This is a genomic window from Pseudomonas sp. 3MAES_34.3B (assembly GCF_058145875.1).
The window spans coordinates 353,120-375,454 of record NZ_CM176960.1; the positions used below are offsets into that span (position 1 = coordinate 353,120).

Sequence of the window (22,335 nt, forward strand, 5' to 3'; positions counted from 1 at the left end):
TACCTCGGTGCGCCAGACAGGCGCCCAGTATACCTGACAGGCTTTCCCGGGGCGGCTGCCGCGCTTCAGTGCCCCGCCGTGCGCGAGAACAACTGGATCACCACCACACCCGCCACGATCAGCGCCATGCCGGCCATGGCAGGTACGTCCAGCCGCTGCCCATAGATAAACAACGCCGCAATGCTCACCATCACGATCCCCAGGCCCGCCCAGATCGCATAGGCGATCCCCACCGGAATGCTGCGCACCACCAGGGTCAGCATAAAGAAGGCAATGCCATAACCCACGATCACCAACGCCAACGGCAGCGGCGTGCTCAAGCCCTTCACGGCCTTCATCGAAACGGTGGCGATCACTTCGGCGCAGATGGCGATGGCGAGGTAGTAATAGGCGGTCATGGGATGTCCTTGTTTGTTTTGGGGCATTCTAGAGACCTGCTAGATGCAGTGATAGCCGCTTGGCACTGTACGTCGCGGGCTGGATTGCCGACAGCCCTCCCGTGAGTGTATAAGTGCATAAACACCTATCTGGAGGTATTTCATGAATACTGTGCGTTGGAATGTGGCGGTCTCGGCTGATACGGACCAATCCTTACGTATGTTTCTCGCTAGCCAAGGCGGCGGGCGCAAGGGTGACTTATCGAAGTTCATTGAGGAGGCAGTACAGGCGCATATTCTGGAGCTCAGTGCAAAGCAAGCCAAAACGGCGAATAGCCATTTGAGCGAGGCAGATATCGACGAAGCAGTAGAAGAAGCGCTCACGTGGGCACGTGGTCACTGATGCGGGTTGTGTTGGATACCAATATTCTGTTCAGTGCTTTGATCTCGCCTCGTGGTGCCCCGGACACGATTTATCGAGCGTGGCGCGACGCCAGGTTTGAAGTAGTGACCTCTCGCGTCCAGCTCGATGAGATTCGACGAGCCAGTCGCTATCCCAAGCTCCAGGCCATACTCCACCCTGCCAAGGTGGGCACCATGATCAACAACCTGCAACGGGCTGTGGTGCTGGAGCGTCTGACAACGGAGGCAGAGGCGGCCGATCCGGATGACGCATTTCTGCTTTCAATGGCAATTGAAGGAATGGCTGATTATCTCGTAACTGGTGATCGCCGGGCGGGGTTGCTGCAACGAGGCCACATAGGCCGGGCCCGCATCGTTACTCCCCTCACATTCTGCAAAGAAGCGCTGTAACCCCTCCCCTCCAAATGTATCAATCCGCAAATAAGATGCTATGGGTTTGCGGATGTTATTGAGATTGATTACCATCCGAGCGCCTCGGCGATGCAGCGTATTGCCTCGCCAGGGGGATTGCATGCTGCCACTACTCTTGGCTGGCCGGCCTGACCATAGACGGGTTGGACGCTGCCCGCAGCGCCGCCGGGGCTGAACGCTCCGTGCAAGGCCCGCGCGCCGGCTCGCTTTACCGTTCGGAATACAAAGGACAATCGATGAACGTTCACCGGGGAATCACGCACTTATTCACAGGCAGCCGCCCGCAGCGGCTGCTGCTGGCCAGTTTGCTGGTACCGTTTCCGCTGAGTGCCTTGGCCGAAACCGTTACCCTGCAAGCGCCTGCCGTGGAGTTGGACACGCTCACCGTAGAGGGCAACCGCCTGTACGACATGCCACCCTCCGAGCAGACCGGCGGCTATACCACCGAATCTGCCACCGTGGGCACCAAAACCCCGGCAGCCCTGCGTGACATTCCCCAGTCCACCACCAGCTATACCAACGAATACATCCGCGACCGGCAGTTCGTGCACCTGGACGACCTGGCCAAATACACCGCCGGCCTGCGCGTGCTCACCAACGACAGCGGGCGTTCGTCGATCTATGCCCGCGGCTACGAGTACGATGAGTTCAACATCGACGGCCTGCCGGCGCCCATGACCAGTATCTTCGGCACCGTGCCGTCGCTGGTGGCGTTCGACCGGGTGGAAGTGATGCGCGGCCCGTCGGGGCTGTTCAACAGCACCAGCGAGCTGGGCGGCGTGGTGAACATGGTTCGCAAACGCCCCACTGCCGAGTTCCAGGGCCACGTGGAAGCGCGCTACGGCACCTGGGACCAGAATTACGAAGAGGTGGACGTGTCCGGCCCGCTGGATGAAGCCGGGCGCGTGCGTGGGCGCTTTATCGCCTCGCGCTCGGATACCAATGGCGAAGTCGATTACAACGCCAACACCAGTAACACCTATTACGGGGCGCTGGATGTCGACCTGAACGACAGCACCCAGGTCTCGTTCGGCCTGTTGCATGAAGTGAAGAACATCACCCCCAACAACGGCTACCCGACGGATGCCACTGGCAACCTGCTGGATTTCAGCCAGTCGAAGTTCTTCGGCGCCGACTGGAACTACTTCGACGGCAAGACCACCGACCTCACCGCCGAGCTGACGCACCGCTTCGACAACGGCGGCTACGGGCGTATCGCCCTACGCGGGTCGCAGCGCGATACCGAGTACATGTACGCGTTTACCGGCGGCGCGGTGGCAGCCAACGGCAACACCACCCTGCGTGCCACCAACCGTGACTTCGAGCAGGATGCGTTCTCGATGGACGCCAGCTACAGCCAGCCGTTCGCGGCGCTGGGGCAGGTGAGCGAGTTCGTGGTGGGTTCCGACTACAAGCACTACAACACTACCTACAAGGACGGTGGCACCAGGACGCTTGGTACGATCAACGTCAATACCTACGAACCAACGGATATCGCCGAGCCTGCCAAGGTGTATACCACCCAGGTCGATACCGACGAGCAGGAGTTGGGCCTGTATTCGAAGGTCACCTTCCGGCCGATCGCCCGCCTGGCCTTGATCGGCGGCGCGCGCCTGAGCAGCTACCGTGGCGAGGGTTATACCACTACCCTGGCCAGCGGCGCCAAAACCGGCAGCGATCGCGACGTCAACGGCCACGTGACCCCATACGGCGGCATGGTCTTCGACCTGGACGAGCACCATTCCTTGTATGCCAGCTACTCGCAGGTGTTCAAGCCGCAATCCAATGTCGGCCAGGATGGGCAACTCATCAAGCCTCACGAAGGCGAGCAGTTTGAAGTGGGTATCAAAGGCAGCTACTTCGATGGCGGTTTGAATGCCCGTGTGTCTGCCTTCCAGCTCAACGACAAGAACCGCGCGGTCAACCCCGTGAGTGCCAGCGGGACAACGATCACCAGCTACTACGTAGCAGGCGGCAAATCCCGCATCCGCGGTGCCGAGTTCGAAGTGAGCGGCAACATCACGCCAAACTGGGACGTGCTGGCAGGCTATACCTACATGAAAACCGAAACCCTCGAAGGTACGGCTAACACTACCTTCATGACGATGCCGCGGCATCAGGCCTCGGTGTGGAGCAAATACACCCTTGACAGCGGCTTGCTGCATGGCCTGAGCCTGGGTGCCGGCGTTACCGGAATGAGCGACTTCTACACGACCAGCGGCAACTACAAGATCTCTGCCCCAGGCTATGCCACCGTGGATGCCAAGTTGTCCTATCCGGTCACCAAGCAGCTCACTGCCACCCTGGACGTGAACAACCTGTTCGACCGCGAGTACTACTCGCGGGTGGGGTCGGTCTCCACGTTCAACTTCACCGGGCCTTCTCGTAGCATGACCGTAGGCGCCCGCTACGACTTCTGATCGCACCCGGGCCACTGCCAGCATGTGTGCCGGCAGTGGCCACGCCTGGAACGAGCTGATGCCAAACGCGATACGCAGCCCCGTGCTGCAACGCAGCGACACCGGAACCGAGCAGTGGTGGCAAGCCATTGCGGCGCAGGGTACGCCGTTGATCGAAGCGGCGAGCCCTGGCCACTGCCGGCTCACTTTTTTATGGCGAGACCCGCAAGGGCTGGCCGAACAGTCCACTACCCAACGGGTGTGGATCAACATCACCGGCGTAACCGATCACCACCAGGCAAAAGGCCCGCAAAGCCTCGAGCGGCTGGCCGGCACGGATGTGTGGCATTTCGAGATCCAGCTGGCCGATACCTGGCGCGGCAGCTACAGCCTGATACCCAGCCAAAACGCCAACGGCCCCGGCGAGGGGCGCGAAGCGCTGCGTAGCTGGTGGAAAACCCGCTTTGCCGCCGCCCGCCGAGACCCCCTCAACCGCCAGCGGGGCTGGACGGGCCAGCGTGGGATCGAGGTGTCCACTGCGCAATTGCCCGATGCGCCGCCGCAGCCCGCCTGGGCAGCGTTTGACCGTGGCGACCTGTGGCCGGCACCGGGCTTCCCTGAGCTGCACCGCCTTGAATGGAACAGCGCACGGCTGGGCAACCAACGCCAGGTTTGGATTGGTGGCAATGGCGCGGCGGGAGATGCGCGGCGGCCTTTGGCAATCCTGCTGGATGGGCGGTTCTGGGCCGAGACGGTACCGGTGGGCCCGGCGTTGAGCCAGCTGACCGCCGCAGGTGAGCTACCCAACGCTGTTTACGTGTTGATCGACAACATCGACAGTGCCCACCGCGCTCGCGAACTCACCTGTAATCCCGACTTCTGGATAGCCGTGCAAGAAGAATTGCTGCCGCTGGTACGCCAGTGTGCCGCGTTCAGCGAGGCGGCGGGCAGCACCGTTGTCGCCGGCCAGAGCTTCGGCGGGTTGTCGGCGCTGTATGCCGGCCTCCACTGGCCTGAACGGTTCGGCTGTGTGCTGAGCCAGTCTGGTTCGTATTGGTGGCCACGGCGCCCGGCTGCCCAGGGCGGTGAGCCGGGCGGCTGGCTCATCGGGCAGATCGAGCAAGGGCTGGGCGTAGGCTCCGGCCTCAAGCTGTACCTGGAAGCCGGCACCCGAGAGCCATTGATCCAGGCTGCTCATCAGCAGCTGCTACCCCTGTTGGCGAAGCGGGGCTTGCCCCGCGTCTGGCGCCCGGTAGACGGCGGCCACGATGCGCTGTGCTGGCGTGGCGGGCTGCTCGATGGGCTTACCGCGCTGTGGGCGGATGTGCCCCGCTAGCTGCATTTGTTTTTGACTTGGAAAAGGATACGCACGTGGAACAGCTCAACCCCTTCGATGACCCTCAACAGGTATGTTTCGTTCTCGCCAATGCGCGAGGGCAATACAGCCTGTGGCCGGACATCGCCCCCGTGCCCGCCGGCTGGCGCCAGGTACACGGCCCGGCAAGCCGCGAGGCCTGCGGGGCGTGGGTTGAGCTGACCTGGACAGACCTTTGCGCGCCCGCCGCCAGCGGGGTGGCCAAATGAGCGAGAACGCCTTGATGAATCCGGTTCGCCAGCAGTTACGTGAAATGCCCCTGGTGGCCGCGCAGCCCGGGATCTGGATCGCCGACCAATTAACCCCCCACCACAACGCGTATGCCGTGGCGCACTACGTCGAGCTGGAGGGCGCGCTTGACGTTACGGTGCTGTTGCAGGCGATCGATGCCGGGGTGGCAGAGGTGGATACACTGCGGCTGGTGTTCAGCGAACAGGACGGCGTGCCTGCCCAGCGGTTCGATCCGAACGCGCCATTGCCGGCAGCGGCGTGCGTAGACCTGCGCGGCCATCCTGACCCGCATGGCGCCGCCATGGCCTGGATGCAGGCCGACCTGCGCCAGGACCTGCGCGCCCAGGGCAAAGGGCTGCAGTGGGCGAACGCGCTGTTGCGCACCGGTGACCAGCAGTGGTGCTGGTACCAGCGTTATCATCACCTGGCACTGGACGGTTACAGCTTCGCCGGCCTCACTCGCCGCATAGCGCAGCGTTATACCTCGGCCATGCGTGGCGAGGACCCAGGGCCATCGCCGTGGACGCCGTTCGCGAATGTGGTGGAGGAATACCAGGCCTACGAGACTTCGGAAACCTGCCGGCAGGACCGTGATTTCTGGGCAGAGAAAGCGCGCCAGCTGCCACCGCCTGTGACGCTTTCGCCCGCGCCGCTGAGCGGCCAGGTGCCGACTACCCAATTGCTGCGTGAACGCTGCGTGGTGCCACCAGAGCTGATGCAGCCGCTGCTGGCCGCCGCCGAGCCCCGGCGCCTGGGCACCGCCGATATCGCAGTGGCGCTGGTGGCGCTGTGGCTCTCGCGGCTGGGCGGGCAGGACGACTTTACCGCAGGCTTCATCTTCATGCGCCGCATGGGTTCAGCCGCAGCCAGCGCTGCGGGCGCCGTGATCAACGTGCTGCCCATGGAAATGCACATCGGTGCCGAGGACGACCTGTTCGACCTGGCAAAAAGCGTGTCGAAGGAAATGAAAACCCTGCGCAGGCGCCAGCGCTATGAAGCCGAGCAGATCCAGCGCGACCTTGGCCGCGTGGGCGACGCGGAGCCATTGTGTGGTGCGGTGATCAACCTAAAGCTGTTCGAATTCCAGCTGGATTTCGACGGCGTGCCAGGCGTTACGCATGCCCTCGCTGCTGGCCCTGTAAGGGACCTGGAGATCACCCTCTACCTGGACCAGGCCCAGCAGCTCACCGTTGAGGTGCTCGCCAACGCCGAGCGTTATGACGCCCAGGCCCTGGCGCGCCATGTGCAACGGTTTGCCTTGCTGGCGCGTCAGTTTGCCCAGCAGCCGGCCCTGCCTTGCAGCGCAGTTGACCTGCTGCATGCCGAAGACCATTCGCTGCTGGCAAACGTCAACAGCACCGCCCGGCCGCTCACGGATGACACCTTGGTTACGCTGCTGCGCCGCCAGGCAGAACTCACCCCGGCTGCGGCAGCCTTGTCCGACGCCGAGCATCAACTCAATTACCGAGAGGTCCGTGAGCAGGTAATCGCCCTTGCCCAACGGCTGGTGCAGCAAGGCGTGCAACCGGGCGATACCGTGGCTGTGGCGCTGCCGCGCTCGGTGTTCCTGTCCCTGGCGCTGATGGCCATCGTGGAAGCAGGCGCGGCGTACCTTCCTCTTGATACGGGCTACCCGGATGACCGCCTGGCGCTCATGCTCGAAGACGCCAACCCGCGGCTGGTGCTGGCGTCCGAGGACCAAGCCACGCGGCTGGCAGGCTTCAGTACCAGCCCCATGCTGCGGTATGACGCGCTGCTGCAAGCGGCCCCGGCCCTGCCGCGCAACTTCAGCGGCCCACAACCGGACAGCGCGGCCTACATCATCTACACGTCTGGCTCCACCGGCCGCCCCAAGGGGGTAGTGGTAGGGCACCAGGCAATCGTCAATCGCCTGTTATGGATGCAGCACCAATACCCCATCGGCCTGGCCGACACCGTGTTGCAGAAAACGCCGAGCAGTTTCGACGTGTCGGTGTGGGAATTCTTCTGGCCGCTGATCGTCGGCGCGCGGCTGCACATGGCGCCACCCGAGGCCCATCGCGACCCTGAAGCGCTGCAGCTGCTGATCGAGCAGCAGCGGGTTACCACCATGCACTTTGTGCCGTCGATGCTCGCCGCTTTCGTCGCTACCCTTGACGACCCCGTTGCGGTTGAACGGTGCAAACCGCTGCGGCAGGTCTTCTGCAGCGGCGAAGCACTACCGGCCGACCTTTGCCGTCGCTGGCAGCGGCGTACAGGTGTGGCGCTGCACAACTTGTATGGGCCCACCGAAGCCGCCGTGGACGTGAGCTGGTACCCGGCACACGGCGAGGCATTGGCTGGGGTAAACGGGGCCAGCGTGCCAATTGGCTATCCCGTATGGAACACCGGCCTGCGCATCCTCGATCGCCGCCTGCGCCAGGTACCGCCAGGCGTGGCCGGGGACCTTTACCTTACCGGTGTGCAGCTGGCCCTCGGGTATCTCGGCCGAGCGGAGCTTACCGCCAGCCGGTTCGTGGCAGACCCTTACGGCAACGGCGAGCGCATGTACCGCACCGGCGATGTAGCCCGTTGGCTGGAAAACGGCGCGGTGGAATACCTTGGCCGTAGCGACGATCAGTTGAAGATCCGCGGCCAACGCATCGAGCTGAACGAGATCGACCACGCCTTGCTGGCCTTGCCTGGTATCGCGCAGGCGGTAACCCATGCTCGCGTGCTGGGCGAGGTTGCCAACGCCACGGGCGGCGATGCACGCCAGTTGGTGGGTTACGTGATCCCGCAGGCCGGGGCCCAGCTGGACTTGCCTTCTTTGCGCGCCACCTTGGCCGACCGCTTGCCGGCGCACATGGTGCCGGTCGCGTTGGTCGAGATGGAGGCCTTCCCCCTCGGCGCTACCGGAAAGCTGGATCGCAAGGCACTGCCATTGCCCACCGTACAAGGTGAAAGCCGAGGCAGGGCGCCCGCGCAGGGCTTGGAGCAGACCATCGCGCATGCGTTCGGGCGCATTCTGGAACGCGATGAGATAAGCGCCGACGACGATTTCTTCGCACTGGGCGGGCATTCGTTGCTGGCCATGACCCTGGCGGCGAACCTGCGGCGTGAATTGCAGCGGCCGGTCTCGGTAGGGCAGGTGATGATCGCCTCCTCCGTCGCGCGGCTGGCCAGCCTGCTCGAAGCCCAGCAAAGCGAAGCCGAGGCGCAGGCCGCCGGAACCGACAGCTTGCTGCCGCTGCGTCAGGGCAATGGCCCCACCTTGTTCTGCTTCCATCCGGCTTCCGGGTTCGCCTGGCAGTTCAGCGTGTTGCAGCGCTACATCGACCCCCATTGGTCCCTGCTGGGCATTCAGTCGCCGCGCGGCATCGGGCCGTTGCAGCATGGGCAGCACCTGGACGACGTGTGCGATGCACACCTCGAACTGGTTCGCGGTGTGCAGCCCAAGGGGCCGTATCATTTCCTCGGTTATTCCCTAGGCGGCACCCTGGCCCACGGCATCGCCGCACGGCTGCGCGCCGCAGGTGAGGAAGTAGCGTTCCTGGGGTTGCTGGATACCTACCCGCCGGAGACCCAGAACTGGGACGAGCGCGCTGGCAAGAACCAGCTCGATCCCGAAGTGCTGGCGGAAGTGAACCGTGAGCGCGAGCAATTCCTTGCCGCGCAACGGGGTGTGTTGGGTGAAGCGGGAGGCGAGGGCAGCGCGCGGCTGTTCGACCATATCGAAGCCAACTACGCCGACGCGGTGCGCCTGCTGGCCACGGCGCGCAGTGCCCGCTTCGAAGGCACCGCCACTCTGTTTGTGGCGGAGAAAACCCTGCCACCAGGGATGGACGTCACCCAAACCTGGGGCCGCTTCGTGAAAGGGCTTGAAGTGCAGCGGCTGGATTGCGCCCACGTGGATATCATTTCGCCGGCCATGTTGGCGCAGGTCGGCCCCATGATCAACCGCGCGCTAAAGGCCTTGTAGCGCTCATTCGCGAATGCCGCCTGCGGCTTCGCCGGATGGCCGGCCCCGTTGCTCCACAGAGGCCGCTGCCTAGCGGCTTCCCAGTGGAATGATCAGCGGCGTATGCGCTACCGGGTCTTCGATGATCATGCAGCGCAGGTCGTATACCTGCTCGATCAGCTCCACGGTAACGATGTCCCGGGGGTGGCCGCATGCAACGATCTTGCCGTCGCGCATGGCAATCAGGTGGGTGGCGTAACGGCACGCCTGGTTTAGGTCATGAAGCACCACCGCCAAGGTATGGCCATGGTCTTCATTGAGGTGCTGGAGCAATTCCAGCAGTTCGATCTGGTGGGTGATGTCCAGCCAGGTGGTGGGCTCATCCATCAACACCAACGGCGTTTGCTGGGCCAGTACCATGGCGATCCACACTCGCTGGCGCTGCCCGCCCGACAACGTATCCACCGGCTCGGCCCATAAGTTATCCACACCCGTGGCGTGCATCGCCTTTTGTACCGCGCGTTCGTCTTCGTCGCGCCAGCGGCTTAGCAAGCGCTGATGTGGATAGCGGCCGCGTGCAACCAGGTCTTTCACGGTAATGTCGCCCGGCGCGCTGGCGCTCTGGGGCAGCAGGCTCAAGCGCCGCGCGACTTCCTTGGTGGGGTATTGCTGAATGGCCTGACCGTCGAGCCACACCTGGCCGCTGGCCGGCTGCAAAAGCCGGCTGAGGCTGCGCAGCAAGGTGGACTTGCCACAGGCATTCGGGCCGATGATCACCGTCAGCTCGCCTTCGGGAATGCTGACCGACAGGTCCTTGGCAACCACTTTGCCGTCGTATGCCAGGGTGAGATCGGTGGCGTAAAGGCGGCTGGACGGTACGGTCATTTACGGGCCTCGCGAATCAGCAGAGCAATAAGGTACAAGCCGCCAACGCTGACGGTAATCAGGCCAACAGGCACTTGGTAGGGGCTGAGCAAGTGCTGCGCGGCAACGTCTGCGCTCAGCAACAGAAAGGCACCACACAACGCGGCCATGGGCAATGTGAGCGCCTGGCCGCTGCCAAGGCGGCGGGCAATCTGCGGAGCGGCCAACGCGACGAAGGCGATGGGGCCTGCGACAGCGGTAGTGGCGGCGGTAAGAACAATACCCGCCAGCATCAGCCACAGGCGCGACCGCTCCACCGGCACGCCCAGCGCGCAAGCTGTGTCATCACCCATTTCCAGCAGGCGCATGCGGCGGCTGAGCAGCAGCGCGGCGGCCAGCGCCCCGGCGATGATCAGTAACGCCGGAAGCGCCTTTGCCCAAGTCACGCCATTGAGTGAGCCCGCGTTCCACAGCCCTGCGGACACCGCGGTATCGAGCGTGGTATTGGTGACCAGCCAGTTGTTGACCGCCAGCAAAAATGCACGCATGCCCAAGCCGATCACGATCAGCCGGAGCGCGCTCATGCTGCCGGTCCAGGCCAACCGGTAAACCAGCAGGGCAGTCAACAGGCCGCCAGCGAGGGCCGCGCCAGTGCTGGCAAGCATGCCGCCTTCGAACATCACCACCCACACCAATACACCGGTATACGCGCCCAGGTTGAACCCCAGAATGTCCGGGCTGCCGAGCGGGTTACGCAGCAGCGACTGGAAAATCGCGCCACTCACACCCAGCGCGGCGCCCAGGCAGAGCGCGACTATGACCCGCGGCAGGCGCCATTCCATCACGATCATTCGCGTGCCTTTTGGCCCTTGGCCAAGCAAGGCATCCAACAACTGTTCAGGGCTTAGCGGCAGGGTGCCCTTGCCCAGGGAATACACGCCCAGCCACAAGCACGCGGCCATCAGTGCCAGCGCGCATCCCTGTATGCGGCGCCGCTGCGTGACCCGGCTCACAGTGCCACCAGCCGGCTGCGCCGCGCCAGCAGCACCAATACCGGTGCGCCGATCAGGGCGGTCATGATGGACACCCGCAGCTCGGTGGCGGTGAGCAAGCGCCCCAGGGTGTCGGCCAGCAACAGCAGCAGGGGAGTGATCAACAAGGCCGCTGGAAGCAGCCGTGCGTGGGATGGCCCGGCGACTCGGCGCGCCATGTGAGGCACCATCAGCCCAACGAACGCGATCGGCCCCACCAGTGCCGTAGTGGCACCGCACAGCAGGGTGATACAGCCTAGCCCCAGTAACTGCGTGCGCAACACGCCGGTGCCCAGCGCGGCGGCCAGGTCATCACCCAGGCCAAGGCTGTCCAGTGAACGCGCCATGGCCAGGCTGAGCAACACACCGGCCACGATGGGCGGCGCTGCCCAGCGCAGTAGGGTCAGTTCGCGAATATCCAGCGAGCCTGCCTGCCAGAAACGCACCTGGTCGTGGACCAACGGATTAAGCAGCGAGATGCCGGAAGCAATGCCCTCCAGCGCAGCGCCCAGGGCAACGCCCACCAGCAACAGGCGCACGGGGCTGAAGCGCCGGCCGCTGGCCATGCCGGTAAAGGCGACCAGCAGCGACGCCGCGAGCGCGCCGGCACAGGCGAAGGCGAGATAGGCAAACGGGGTGTGCGCTGAAAAGAACGCAATGCCGACCACAATGGCGAAGCTGGCGCCGGCATTCACGCCAAGCACGCCGGGGTCCGCCAGCGGGTTGCGAGTGAGGGTTTGCATCAGCACGCCCGCAGTGCCGAGCGCAATGCCTGCCACAAGCCCGGCCAGTGTGCGGGGCAGGCGAGCGTCGGTTACGAGTGTGCAAACGGGAGTGCCGCAGTTGGTGGTGAGGGCTTGCCACACATCGGCCAAGGGGACATGGCTGGCACCTACCTGCAGGCTTAGCGCTATAGCGGCCAGCAGCGCGACTACCAACCCCGCGAGGGAGAAAACAAAACGCATGAAGTCACGATACTCAGTGAATACGGATGTATCTTCGTTAATACGAAGCATTCTCTGATGAGATGAGTTGTCAGAATGCTAACATGGCCGGCAACCCCAAGGTAGAAACCTTTCCCCGCCCCGTGGTGCCCATGAGTAAACCTTCACTGTTCATCGACCTGAGCCTGCTGAAAACGCACGCAGCGTTTCGTACTGTCTTCATCGCCCGGCTGATCTCCATTCTTTCCCTTGGGTTGCTGGCCATCGCTATCGCCGTACAGGTGCAAACCCTCACCCAGTCGCCCGCTCAGGTTGGCCTGTCGGTCACGCTCACGGGGGCGGGGATGTTCCTTGGGTTGATCTTCGGCGGCGTGATGGCCGACCGGCATGAGCGGCGGCGGTTGATTCTCCTGTCTCGAGCCAGTTGTGGAATAGGCTTTCTTGGCCTGGCGGCAAACGCGGCATTGCCCGAGCCTTCATTGCTGGCGATCTATGCACTGGGCTGTTGGGATGGCTTCTTTGGAGCTATCGGGGTAACCGCCTTGCTGGCAGCGACGCCGGTATTGGTAGGGCGAGAGAACATGGTTCGCGCCGGGGCCATCAGCATGCTTACCGTTCGCTTCGGGACCATCCTGTCGCCGGTAGTGGGCGGCTTGCTGATCGCCCGTGGTGGCGTGCTGTGCAATTACCTCGCCGCCGCGCTGGGTACCTTGATCACGGTGTTGCTGCTGTTGCGCCTGCCGGTTCTGCCTGCGCCGGCCGTGCAAAAAGAGCATCCGCTGCGGGCACTGGTGAGCGGTTTTGCCTTTCTGGGCACAAACCGGGTGGTGGGCGCGGTGGCAGTGGTGGGTGCCCTCGTGACCATGGCGAGCGCGGTGCGAGTGCTGTATCCCGCGCTTGCGCCCCACTGGGCGGTAAGTGCGAGCGAGCTTGGCCTGATGTACGCTGCCACGCCCTTGGGGGCTGCCTTGGGGACCATCACCAGTGGGCGCGTTGGAGGCTATGCCTGGCCCGGTCGGTTGATGTTGCTCACTGCAATCGGCGCGTTTGCCTGCATCGGCGTGTTCGGGCTGGTGCCGAATCTGCCACTGGCGCTGCTGTGCCTGGCAGTGTTCGGCTATCTCAGCGCAGTGAATGCTCTGTTGCAGTACGCCGTGATTCAGGCGCAAACCCCCGACGCGCTGCTGGGCCGTATCAACGGCTTGTGGACCGCCCAGAACGTGTGCGGCGATGCCATCGGCGCGGCGTTGCTGGGCGCCTTGGGCTCGCTGCTGATGCCTGCGCCAGCCGCAACAGCGTTCGGCATCGCGGCAGTGGTGGCAGGGTTGCTGATCGCTGTAGGCATGACCGGGCTGCGGCGCCTGCGCAGTGAGGCGGTGGGTGCTTAGCGGCATTCAGCCTGGGCATGCCTGTTGCCGGAACCGCATCCGGGCCGACCCGACCTACCGGCCGAAAGCTGCTTCCAGCCGGTCCAGCAAATGCCCGGAACTGTAGTAGTCGAGGCGGAAGGTGTCGTTGCCTAGTGCATACACCTGCTGATCTTTTACCGCAGGCAGGTGGGCGAGCAAGGTGTTGCCCTTGATAGCGTCGGCGTCAGCCTGCTCGCCGGCGAACATCAGCCAGGTGTGCCCAGTGAGGCCGCTGGCCAGGTGTTCCCCGCCTATCTGGAGAATATCCTTGCGCTTGCCCTGGCTGATAACGGTGGGCAGGTCGGTGGGTGGTGGCGCGAGTTCAAACCCCAGCGATGCCAGCAGCCGACCTTGGGCAGACTCGGCTGTCCACAGGTTCGCCTGGCGTGCCGGCGCGTTGTACACAAACGCCGAAACGGGCTGCGGCGGCAGCTTCAACCGGCCCTTGAGGGCAGCCACCCGTGCGTCGAAGTCGTTGATGCGCGCCGTGGCTTGGGCTTCGTGGCCCGTGGCGCGGCCAAGCAGTTCCACCACGCCTTGCCAGCTATGGTCGTCGTAATCCACCACCAGGGTAGGGGCGATTGCGGAGAACTGCTCATACAACGCCAGGGCCGAGTCGGCGCCCGAGGCGCTCACAATGATCAGGTCCGGCGCTTCAGCGGCTACCGCTTCAGCATTGGCTTCGCCGATATACAGGCGTTTTACCTGACGCTGTGCAGCCACGTCACTCCATTGGCGAAAGAAGCCTTGGCTATCGGCGAAACGGTTATTAGGCGCGGTAGCGCCGCTGGCGACCACCGGCGCGTCAATGGCCAGCAGCGAACCGGTAAGCGTCACACTGGTGGATACGATGCGCTGTGGTGGTTGATCGAGCGTTATCGCGCCATTGCGGGTAACGACCTTTCGCGGCCAGCCTTCTTCGGCCTGAACGCTAAGGGACAGCCCGGCCAGCGCAATGAATGCCAGCGCGGCGACGGTGCGATAAAACAGGCAGGGGGCACGCGAGATCATTCGAACTCCAGGCTATATGCGAAAGGCTCGCATTCTCCCCGCCGCTTGGCCGCAGCGCAACCTGTGTGTCCCTGCGTGCCAAGGGCTATTACGTACGTCTTTGTAATCAAAGCCTTACATCATAGAGCGGGCCGTTTCGCTCGGTTGCCATCATTGACAGTGGCCCTTCGGGTACATACCCTGAAATGGATTGATAACAATTCTCGTTAAGCTTTTGGTGACATTTAATGACCAAACTGACGCCGGCCGCGCACCTCTCTAGTACAGAGGCAGCGGCCAAGGACCCTGAATTCCTCTTCCGCTCAGGCACCCGCTGCTTGCGTGGGCAAGGTGTGTTCGCGGCTATCACCACCCCCGCTGCAGGTGCCGGGCGCGAGGGCGGCGCCTTGCTCGCCGCCGTGGAGCAAGCGTTCGCCGACGCCCGCGCCGCAGGTATCGAGGAACCGGTGTTGATGGGTGCGATCCCGTTCGATACCACGCAGCCCTCCTGCCTTTATATTCCGCGCAAGCATCGCTGGATCGAAGGCGAGCCCGCGGCTATCTTGCCGGCAATCGAAACAAGCGCTCCCGTGGTGGTGCGGCAGCGCAGCGTGCCTGACGAAGCGGGCTTCAAGGGGGCGGTAACCCAGGCCATCGCCAACTTCCGCAGCAGCACCATTCGCAAGGCAGTGCTGTCGCGGATGCTGGAAGTGGAACTGGACCAACCAGTGAAGGTTGAAGAGGTGCTTGGCCGGCTTGCGAGCCAGAACGCCCACGGCTACCACTTCCGCATTCCCCTGCCGGAGCAGGGCGAACTGATCGGCGTAAGCCCTGAGCTGCTGGTACGCAAGCGCGGTAGCCGCGTATACAGCAACCCGCTGGCGGGCTCGGCCAAGCGCCGGGCGAACCCCGAAGAAGACCAGCGCACCGCAGATGCCTTGCTGGATTCGGAGAAGGACCACTACGAGCACCGTCTGGTGATCGAAGACATCCGGGCAGTCATGGCGCCGGAGTGCAGCAGCCTTACCATTCCGGATCAGCCGTCACTGCTCAGCACGGCGGCCATGTGGCACCTGTCCACGGCCATTGAAGGCGAGCTGCGCGACCCTCGCCGCTCCTCGCTGCAGTTGGCTTGCCAGCTTCATCCCACCCCTGCCGTGTGTGGCGCGCCTACCGACCTGGCCCGCAAGCTGATCAACCTCGTGGAGCCTTTCGAGCGCGGCTTGTTCACCGGCATGGTGGGCTGGTGCGACGCAGCCGGTAACGGGGAATGGGTTGTCACCATTCGCTGCGGAACCGTTGTGGAAAACTGCCTGCGCCTGTTCGCCGGTGCCGGTATCGTCGAAGCGTCCGACCCTGCGGCCGAATGGGCCGAAACCCAGGCAAAGCTGGGGACCATGCTGGCCGCGTGCGGCCTGGCCACGGAGAAACACTGAATGACCATTGCCTTCACTCCCTGGCCCGCCGACCTGGCCGCACGCTACCGTGACAAGGGCTACTGGCTGGATGTGCCCATGACGCACATCCTCGAGCAGCAGGTTGCGGCTCGCCCTGGCGCGCCCGCCATCATCTGCGGCGAGCGCACTTTCAGTTATGCCGACATCGATGCCAGTTCCACCCGCCTGGCGGCTGCGCTTCACCGTCAGGGGCTGCGCACCTATGACACGGCGCTGGTGCAACTGCCCAACGTGGCTGAATTCTTCGTCACTTACCTGGCCCTGCTCAAGCTGGGCGTGGCGCCGGTGAACGCGCTGTTCAGCCATCAGCGCCTCGAAATGTTGGCGTATGCAAAGCAGATCCAGCCCAAAATGCTGATCGGCTCGCTGAGTCACGGGCTGTTCGCCAACGAGCAATTCTTGCAGGAACTACGTGAAACCGCGCCGAGCCTGGGCACGGTAGTACTGGACGCAGGCGCCCATGCGATGCCAGCGGGCGGGTTGAGCCTGGCTGACTGCCTGGCCGAGCCGGCGGACGGTTTCGTGGCTCAGCCGACCGCTGCCGATCAGGTCGCGTTCTTCCAGCTTTCGGGCGGCAGCACTGGCACGCCGAAGCTCATTCCGCGCACCCACAATGACTATTACTACAGCGTGCGCCGTAGCGTGGAAATCTGCGGGCTCAACCCTGCAACGCGCTTCCTGTGTGCCTTGCCCGCCGGCCATAACTACACCATGAGCTCCCCGGGTGTGCTGGGCGTGTTCGTGGCGGGCGGCTGCGTGGTGATGGCTCGCGACCCGGAGCCGCTCAACTGCTTCGCGCTTATCGAGCGCCATCAGGTGAACTGGGTACCGCTGGTACCGCCAGCCGTTGCCCTGTGGCTCAAGGAGGCACCGGCGCACCGGGAACGCCTGGCGTCGTTGAGGGTAATCCAGGTTGGGGGCGCGAACTTCGCCGAGGCGCTGGCGCGTCGCATACCGCCAGAGCTTGGCTGCCAGTTGCAGCAAGTGTTCGGCATGGCAGAAGGGTTGGTGAACTACACCCGGCTGGATGATGACGCCGAGCGCATCTTCACTACCCAGGGCTGCCCGATGAGCCCCGACGACGAAGTGCGTGTGATGGACGAGGAAGGCAATCAGGTGCCTCAGGGCCAGCCCGGAATGTTGGCTACCCGCGGCCCCTACACCTTCAAAGGCTATTACCTGAGCCCGGAACACAACACCCAGGTATTCGACGCCGAGGGCTTCTATTACTCCGGCGACCTGGTAGAGCAGGACGCACAGGGCTACCTGCGGGTAGTGGGGCGAGTGAAGGATCAGATCAACCGAGGTGGCGAAAAAATCGCCGCCGCCGAGGTGGAAAACCTGCTGTTGCAGCATCCCGGCATCACCCATGCCGCCGTTGTGGCCATCCCCGATGAACTCATGGGCGAAAAAAGCTGCGCCTGCGTGGTAGTCAGCGACAACAGCCTCAAGCCCGCCGCGCTTCGCAAGTATTTGCGCGCCCAGGGCGTGGCCGAGTTCAAGCTGCCGGATCGCTTCCAGTTCCTGGAGCAGATCCCGCTCACCGCAGTTGGCAAGATCGACAAGCAGCGCCTGCGCACCGCGCTGCAAGCTACTCACTCAGAACAGGTATAAGGTTCGTTCAATGGCTATTCCAAAACTGGCTTCCTACCCGCTGCCAACGCCGGACACCTTCCCGGCCAACAAGGTCAAGTGGACGCTGGAGCCTTCCCGTGCCGTGCTGTTGATTCACGACATGCAGGCGTATTTCACCGCCTTTTACGGCGAAGACAGCCCGCTGGTGGCCGCGCTGATCGAGCGCATCGGCAAGGTACGCGACTGGTGCCATGCGCAAGGCATCCCGGTGGTGTACACCGCGCAGCCTACCGAGCAAAGCCCGGAGGATCGTGCCCTGCTCAATGACATGTGGGGCCCGGGCCTGACTACCGCAGACCCTGCCTTGCAGGATGTGGTCGCCCCGCTGGCGCCCGCGCGCAACGATACGGTGCTGGTGAAGTGGCGCTACAGCGCCTTCCAGCGCTCGCACCTCGAGGACCTGATGAAGGAATGGCGCCGCGACCAGCTGCTGATCTGCGGTGTGTACGCCAACATCGGCTGCATGGTCACCGCCACCGACGCCTTCATGCGCGACATCCAGCCCTTCTTCATCGGTGACGCACTGGGCGACTTCTCCGAAGAAGAACATCGCCTGGCCCTGCGCTACGTGGCCACCCGCTGCGGCAGCGTGATCGGCTATCAGGCCGTGATCGGCGAAGCGGCCACGCGTTTTGATCAGGCCTGGTTGCTGGGCCAACTCGAACCCTACCTGGATGCCGAGGACGACCTGCCTGAAGGCCCGGACAACCTGATGGACTACGGCCTGGACTCGGTACAGGTGATGACGCTCGTCTCGGCCTGGCAGCGCCTGGGCCTGAGCGTCAGCTTCGCCGAGCTGGCGGGCCAGCCCACGCTTGATGGCTGGTTGAAGATCATTGCGAGCAAGCAGGCCACGGCCGCCTGACCCTTCCTTGAACACGGCCAGGCTTGCACGCCTGGCCGCTGGAGCTTTTACGTATGAACACTATGGATTTTGCCGGCAAACGCGTATGGGTCACGGGCGCGGGCCAAGGTATTGGCTTGCACACGGCGATGCGCTTTCAGGCTGCGGGCGCTGAAGTCGTTGGGCTGGACAAGCACTTCGCCGAGTCCGACTACCCGTTCCGTACGGTGGTGATGGATGTGACAGACCCCCAGCAGGTGGAGCAGGTGTGCCAGCAACTGCTGAACGAGCGGCGCCGCGTGGATGTGCTGGTCAATGGCGCAGGCATTCTGCGCCTGGGCAACAGCGATGACCTCAGCCTGGAAGACTGGAACGCCTCGATGGCAGCAAACGCCACCGGGCCGTTCCTGTTGTTCCGCCAACTGGTGCCGGTGTTCAAGGCCCAGCGCAGCGGCGCCATCGTGAGCATCGCGTCCAACGCGGCCCATGTTCCGCGCCTGAACATGGCCGGTTACTGCGCGTCCAAGGCAGCGCTGGTGGCCCTGAACAACTGCGTGGGCCTTGAGCTCGCGGCCCATGGCGTGCGCTGCAATCTGGTGTCGCCCGGTTCCACCGATACCCCCATGTTGCGCGCCATGGTGGGGGATGAGGCGGGCCTGCAGCGGCTGGTGGATGGGCTGCCGGAGCAGTACAAGCTGAGCATCCCGCTGCGCAAGATCGCCCGGCCAGATGAAATCGCCAACACCGTGCTGTTCCTGGCCTCGGACCTGGCGAGCCATATCACCATGCAGGACATCGTAGTGGACGGCGGCGCCACCCTCGCAGCCTGACGCGGCAGGGCAGGGCGGCGGTGTAAGGGGAAGGCGCTTGGGGTACACTTTCGCGCCATGAACAGAACCCTCTATACCGCCCTGTTTCACCTCGGTTTGCCCTTGATCGCCGTGCGCCTCTGGTGGCGTGCGCGCCGAGCCCCGGCGTACGCCAAACGCATCGGCGAGCGCTTCGCCCGTGGCCTGCCGCCCATGGTGAAGGGCGGGCTGTGGGTGCATGCGGTGTCCGTTGGGGAGAGCATTGCCGCAGCGCCGCTGGTGCGAGCGCTGCTGGAACGCTATCCCGACCTGCCGATCACGCTTACCTGCATGACACCCACAGGCTCGGAACGCATCGGCGCGTTGTTCGAAGGCAATCCGCGGGTGCAGCACTGCTACCTGCCCTATGATTTGCCCTGGGCAATGGGGCGGTTTCTCGACCATGTGCAGCCTCGGCTGGGCGTCATCATGGAAACCGAGCTCTGGCCGAACCTGGTGAATCAATGCGCCCGGCGCGGTATTCCCGTGGCGTTGGCCAATGGGCGCTTGTCGGCGCGGTCGGCGCGGGGTTATGCCCGTTTCGCCGGGCTTACCGCACCCATGCTCCAGCAAATGAACCTGCTTGCCGTGCAGACCGAAACCGAAGCGCAGCGCTTTCGCGACCTGGGCGCCCGGCCGCAAGCCGTGACCGTTACCGGCTCTATCAAGTTCGACCTGCACCCGGCCCCTGATTTGCCGGAACGCGCCCAAGCGTTGCGCGCGCAATGGCAAGCCCTTGGCCGCCCGGTGTGGATCGCGGCCAGCACGCATCAAGGCGAGGACGAGATTATTCTCGCGGCGCATCGTGAACTGCTGCGCACCCACTCCGATGCCTTGCTGGTGCTGGTACCCCGGCACCCTGAGCGCTTCGCACAGGTTGCCACCCTGGTTGAACAAGCGGGCTTGAGCCTGGCGCGCCGGGCCAGCAACGAAGCGGTGGGCGCCGGTACACAGGTGTTGCTGGGCGATACCATGGGCGAGTTGCTGCTGCTTTATGGCACGGCGGACATCGCCTTCGTGGGCGGAAGCCTGGTGCCCAACGGGGGGCATAACCTGCTCGAACCCGCCGCGCTGACAAAGCCCGTGCTCAGCGGCCCGCACCTGTTCAATTTTCAGGACATCGCTCAGCGGCTGACCGAGGCCAAGGCGCTGCAGGTGGTGGACGATGCCAATGGTTTGGCCGACGCCGTGCGCAACCTGATCGAACTGCCCCAAGCGGCTCGCCGCATGGGCGAGGCCGGTTTGGCGGTGATGCGAGCAAATCAAGGAGCGCTGGAGCGGCTGCTACAGGCATTAGGAAAGCTGGCCTGACTCACCCTACAGAATTATTGTAGGAGCAAGCGAAGCCGCAGGCGGAGCTCGCGAATAAGGGCTTACCGATTCGGCTTGAGCAGCGCCTTCGCCTGGGCTTCCAGGTCGGGGGGAAGAAAGTCCTTGTCGGGGTTGTAGTTGGGGTTGAGGTACTGCCCCAGGTCTTGCAGGTCTTGCGGGCTCAGAGTGCCCGCGGCCTGCTTCAGGCGCAGGTTGTCGAGGATATAGTCGTACCGGCTGTTGTTGTAGTCCCGCACCGAGGCATATAGCTGACGCTGGGCGTCCAGCACATCGACGATATTACGCGTACCCACCTGATAGCCGATTTCCGTCGCTTCCACTGCGCTCTGGTTGGAGATGATGGACTGCTTGCGCGCCTTCACCAGTTCCACATCCGTATTCACCGCCCGATGCAGGTTGCGCGTGTCCTCCACCACTTGGCGGCGCAGGCCTTCGCGGCGGTATTCGCTCTGATTGAAGCGTTGATAGGCTTCGCGCACCTGGGAGCTGGTCAGCCCACCGCTGTACAGCGGAATTTCCAGCCGCAAACCGATGGTGCGCCGTTCTACATCACCGCCATACACCACGCCATTGTTCGACGGGTTGCTCAGCTCGAAATTATCGTTGTCGCCTTTTTCGTACTGGGCAACCGCATCGAGCGTGGGCGCGTGCCCGGCCTTGCGCTGACGCAGGGTTTGCTGCGCGGCGTCCACGGCGAAGTTGCTGGCCAGCAGCTGCAGGTTCTGCTGGGTGGCGGTGTCTACCCAGGCACGAGCGTCGTTGGGCAACGGTGGTAGCACCGGCAGGGTATGGACCACGCCCTGCAACGCATTGTATTCACGGTTGGTGAGGGTGATCAGCGCCTGGAAGGCATCGGAGACCTGGCGCTCGGCCGTGCTGCGGTTGGCCCGGGCCGTGTCGTAGCTGGCCTGCGATTGCAACGTGTCGGTCTTGTCGGTAAGGCCCACGTTGAACCGTTCATTAGACTGGTCCAGTTGCCGGCGGAACGCATTTTCTTCGGCGCGTGCCGTGGCCAGCCCATCCTGGGCGCGCAGTACGGCAAAGTAGCGTTCAGCGGTTTGCAGGATCAGGTTCTGCTCGGTCGCGGACAGTTCCAGCCCGGCCTGCTCATCGGCGGCTTCGGCTGCCTTGAGCTGGAACCAGCGGTCGGCACGGAAGATCGGCTGGCTCAGCGTGGCCCGGTAGGACGTACCACTGCGGTTGGCAGTCATGGCGGGTTTGTCCAGCGCCTGGCGCGTGTCGTTCACGTCCGCGCCGGCCGACAGGTTCGGCAGCAGCCCGGCGCGGGCCTGGGGCACGGATTCCTGGCGGGCGGCAAAATCGGCGCGGGAAGCCGCCAGGTCGGCGTTGTTTTCAACGGCCTGCTGATAAACGCTCATCAGATCGGTCTGGCTGGCCAGCGGCGCGGGCGCGGCCTGGGCCCCGGTAGCCAGCACGCCGATTGCACCTACCGCCATCCGTATCGCGCGAAACATAGTCAGTCCCTTGTCTTGAGTTCAGCTTGCGTGGCCCGCTGTGGAGCAGCCCAGCTTCGGACCGCTGGCGAGGCAGTATTATCCAGGGAGGTTGGCGTTGCCACTGGTATGTCGCTATGCTCTGCCTCGTTCTTGTCGGGGTGCCCCAAGCGAGGGGCTGAGATCGGATAATTCCGGATCCCGTTGAACCTGATCAGGTTGATGCCTGCGTAGGGAACAAGATTTCTCGCTTTCCCGGCGAGTCCTCTTGTGCTCGGTCCGGGAATGTCGTTTGCAAAAACGCATTGCTCCGTTCCGGCACAACTCCGCTGCCATAGGGCTATTCCGTTCCAGGTTCACTCCGACGCCCCTTTGCCTGGCTGGAGAACCTG

At 63.8% G+C, this 22,335-nt stretch carries 18 protein-coding genes and 1 riboswitch; of the genes, 12 read left to right on the plus strand and 6 right to left on the minus strand.

Going from position 1 to position 22,335, the window contains the following annotated elements; genetic code table 11:
* Window positions 1–65: 65 nt before the first annotated feature.
* Window positions 66–398, minus strand: a complete 333-nt coding sequence (locus AC3Z8Y_RS01555; RefSeq protein ID WP_490088174.1) for a DMT family transporter — start codon at window positions 396–398, stop codon at window positions 66–68.
* Between the two features lie 142 nt (window positions 399–540).
* Here AC3Z8Y_RS01555 and AC3Z8Y_RS01560 point away from each other — a divergent pair, with 142 nt between their 5' ends.
* From AC3Z8Y_RS01560 to AC3Z8Y_RS01585, 6 genes are all read left to right on the plus strand, one after another.
* The gene (locus tag AC3Z8Y_RS01560) at window positions 541–780 is read left to right on the plus strand and encodes a ribbon-helix-helix domain-containing protein (RefSeq protein WP_181113536.1); all 240 of its coding nucleotides are present in this window, start codon (window positions 541–543) and stop codon (window positions 778–780) included.
* Complete coding sequence (locus AC3Z8Y_RS01565) at window positions 780–1,190, plus strand: putative toxin-antitoxin system toxin component, PIN family (RefSeq protein WP_181119072.1); 411 nt, start codon at window positions 780–782, stop codon at window positions 1,188–1,190. Before AC3Z8Y_RS01560 ends, AC3Z8Y_RS01565 begins: the two co-directional genes overlap by 1 nt.
* Window positions 1,191–1,447: 257 nt before the next feature.
* On the plus strand, window positions 1,448–3,631 hold the full coding sequence (locus AC3Z8Y_RS01570) for a TonB-dependent siderophore receptor (protein ID WP_490088175.1): 2,184 nt from the start codon (window positions 1,448–1,450) through the stop codon (window positions 3,629–3,631).
* 58 nt (window positions 3,632–3,689) lie between these two features.
* On the plus strand, window positions 3,690–4,946 hold the full coding sequence (gene fes, locus AC3Z8Y_RS01575; RefSeq protein WP_490088176.1) for an enterochelin esterase: 1,257 nt from the start codon (window positions 3,690–3,692) through the stop codon (window positions 4,944–4,946).
* A gap of 35 nt (window positions 4,947–4,981) precedes the next feature.
* A complete protein-coding gene (locus AC3Z8Y_RS01580; RefSeq protein WP_490088177.1) occupies window positions 4,982–5,194 on the plus strand; it encodes an MbtH family protein in 213 nt (70 codons plus the stop codon).
* Entirely contained in the window at window positions 5,191–9,156 is a 3,966-nt protein-coding gene (locus AC3Z8Y_RS01585) for an enterobactin synthase subunit F (RefSeq protein WP_490088178.1), read from the plus strand. Before AC3Z8Y_RS01580 ends, AC3Z8Y_RS01585 begins: the two co-directional genes overlap by 4 nt.
* Before the next feature lie 69 nt (window positions 9,157–9,225).
* Here AC3Z8Y_RS01585 and AC3Z8Y_RS01590 read toward each other — a convergent pair whose 3' ends face one another.
* The 3 genes from AC3Z8Y_RS01590 to fepD are packed head-to-tail and all read right to left on the minus strand — an operon-like array spanning window position 9,226 to window position 11,995.
* A complete protein-coding gene (locus AC3Z8Y_RS01590; RefSeq protein ID WP_490088179.1) occupies window positions 9,226–10,020 on the minus strand; it encodes an ATP-binding cassette domain-containing protein in 795 nt (264 codons plus the stop codon).
* The gene (fepG, locus tag AC3Z8Y_RS01595; RefSeq protein WP_490088180.1) at window positions 10,017–11,012 is read right to left on the minus strand and encodes an iron-enterobactin ABC transporter permease; all 996 of its coding nucleotides are present in this window, start codon (window positions 11,010–11,012) and stop codon (window positions 10,017–10,019) included. The genes AC3Z8Y_RS01590 and fepG overlap by 4 nt, the downstream gene beginning before the upstream one ends.
* Entirely contained in the window at window positions 11,009–11,995 is a 987-nt protein-coding gene (gene fepD / locus AC3Z8Y_RS01600) for a Fe(3+)-siderophore ABC transporter permease (protein WP_490088181.1), read from the minus strand. Before fepD ends, fepG begins: the two co-directional genes overlap by 4 nt.
* 131 nt (window positions 11,996–12,126) lie before the next feature.
* Here fepD and entS point away from each other — a divergent pair, with 131 nt between their 5' ends.
* Window positions 12,127–13,362: an enterobactin transporter EntS gene (entS, locus tag AC3Z8Y_RS01605; RefSeq protein WP_490088182.1), complete on the plus strand. Its 1,236-nt coding sequence runs from the start codon at window positions 12,127–12,129 to the stop codon at window positions 13,360–13,362.
* Between the two features lie 54 nt (window positions 13,363–13,416).
* On the opposite strand, the gene fepB is transcribed toward entS, so the two are convergent.
* A complete protein-coding gene (gene fepB, locus AC3Z8Y_RS01610; protein WP_490088183.1) occupies window positions 13,417–14,394 on the minus strand; it encodes a Fe2+-enterobactin ABC transporter substrate-binding protein in 978 nt (325 codons plus the stop codon).
* A gap of 227 nt (window positions 14,395–14,621) precedes the next feature.
* Here fepB and AC3Z8Y_RS01615 point away from each other — a divergent pair, with 227 nt between their 5' ends.
* Genes AC3Z8Y_RS01615 through waaA form a run of 5 tightly spaced genes read left to right on the plus strand, consistent with a single transcriptional unit; the run spans window position 14,622 to window position 20,468 of the window.
* Window positions 14,622–15,809, plus strand: coding sequence for an isochorismate synthase (locus AC3Z8Y_RS01615; RefSeq protein WP_490088184.1), 1,188 nt, complete (start codon window positions 14,622–14,624; stop codon window positions 15,807–15,809).
* Window positions 15,810–17,444, plus strand: coding sequence for a (2,3-dihydroxybenzoyl)adenylate synthase (locus AC3Z8Y_RS01620; RefSeq protein WP_490088185.1), 1,635 nt, complete (start codon window positions 15,810–15,812; stop codon window positions 17,442–17,444).
* Between the two features lie 10 nt (window positions 17,445–17,454).
* The gene (locus tag AC3Z8Y_RS01625; protein WP_490088186.1) at window positions 17,455–18,330 is read left to right on the plus strand and encodes an isochorismatase family protein; all 876 of its coding nucleotides are present in this window, start codon (window positions 17,455–17,457) and stop codon (window positions 18,328–18,330) included.
* 53 nt (window positions 18,331–18,383) lie between these two features.
* On the plus strand, window positions 18,384–19,139 hold the full coding sequence (dhbA, locus tag AC3Z8Y_RS01630; protein ID WP_490088187.1) for a 2,3-dihydro-2,3-dihydroxybenzoate dehydrogenase: 756 nt from the start codon (window positions 18,384–18,386) through the stop codon (window positions 19,137–19,139).
* 57 nt (window positions 19,140–19,196) lie between these two features.
* Window positions 19,197–20,468, plus strand: coding sequence for a lipid IV(A) 3-deoxy-D-manno-octulosonic acid transferase (gene waaA / locus AC3Z8Y_RS01635; protein WP_490088188.1), 1,272 nt, complete (start codon window positions 19,197–19,199; stop codon window positions 20,466–20,468).
* Between the two features lie 62 nt (window positions 20,469–20,530).
* Here waaA and AC3Z8Y_RS01640 read toward each other — a convergent pair whose 3' ends face one another.
* Window positions 20,531–21,964, minus strand: a complete 1,434-nt coding sequence (locus AC3Z8Y_RS01640; RefSeq protein WP_490088189.1) for a TolC family outer membrane protein — start codon at window positions 21,962–21,964, stop codon at window positions 20,531–20,533.
* Between the two features lie 126 nt (window positions 21,965–22,090).
* A riboswitch (TPP riboswitch) is annotated at window positions 22,091–22,197 on the plus strand.
* Window positions 22,198–22,335: the final 138 nt, after the last annotated feature.

Excerpts from the sequence above, each read along its gene's own strand:
- AC3Z8Y_RS01570 (WP_490088175.1), top strand. The coding sequence starts at position 1,448 with ATGAACGTTCACCGGGGAATCACGCACTTATTCACAGGCAGCCGCCCG.
- AC3Z8Y_RS01640 (WP_490088189.1), bottom strand. The coding sequence starts at position 21,964 with ATGTTTCGCGCGATACGGATGGCGGTAGGTGCAATCGGCGTGCTGGCT.
- entS (WP_490088182.1), top strand. The coding sequence starts at position 12,127 with ATGAGTAAACCTTCACTGTTCATCGACCTGAGCCTGCTGAAAACGCAC.
- AC3Z8Y_RS01585 (WP_490088178.1), top strand. The coding sequence starts at position 5,191 with ATGAGCGAGAACGCCTTGATGAATCCGGTTCGCCAGCAGTTACGTGAA.
- fes (WP_490088176.1), top strand. The coding sequence starts at position 3,690 with ATGCCAAACGCGATACGCAGCCCCGTGCTGCAACGCAGCGACACCGGA.
- AC3Z8Y_RS01565 (WP_181119072.1), top strand. The coding sequence starts at position 780 with ATGCGGGTTGTGTTGGATACCAATATTCTGTTCAGTGCTTTGATCTCG.
- waaA (WP_490088188.1), top strand. The coding sequence starts at position 19,197 with ATGAACAGAACCCTCTATACCGCCCTGTTTCACCTCGGTTTGCCCTTG.
- AC3Z8Y_RS01620 (WP_490088185.1), top strand. The coding sequence starts at position 15,810 with ATGACCATTGCCTTCACTCCCTGGCCCGCCGACCTGGCCGCACGCTAC.
- fepD (WP_490088181.1), bottom strand. The coding sequence starts at position 11,995 with ATGCGTTTTGTTTTCTCCCTCGCGGGGTTGGTAGTCGCGCTGCTGGCC.
- dhbA (WP_490088187.1), top strand. The coding sequence starts at position 18,384 with ATGAACACTATGGATTTTGCCGGCAAACGCGTATGGGTCACGGGCGCG.
- AC3Z8Y_RS01590 (WP_490088179.1), bottom strand. The coding sequence starts at position 10,020 with ATGACCGTACCGTCCAGCCGCCTTTACGCCACCGATCTCACCCTGGCA.
- fepB (WP_490088183.1), bottom strand. The coding sequence starts at position 14,394 with ATGATCTCGCGTGCCCCCTGCCTGTTTTATCGCACCGTCGCCGCGCTG.
- AC3Z8Y_RS01615 (WP_490088184.1), top strand. The coding sequence starts at position 14,622 with ATGACCAAACTGACGCCGGCCGCGCACCTCTCTAGTACAGAGGCAGCG.
- AC3Z8Y_RS01625 (WP_490088186.1), top strand. The coding sequence starts at position 17,455 with ATGGCTATTCCAAAACTGGCTTCCTACCCGCTGCCAACGCCGGACACC.
- AC3Z8Y_RS01555 (WP_490088174.1), bottom strand. The coding sequence starts at position 398 with ATGACCGCCTATTACTACCTCGCCATCGCCATCTGCGCCGAAGTGATC.
- AC3Z8Y_RS01560 (WP_181113536.1), top strand. The coding sequence starts at position 541 with ATGAATACTGTGCGTTGGAATGTGGCGGTCTCGGCTGATACGGACCAA.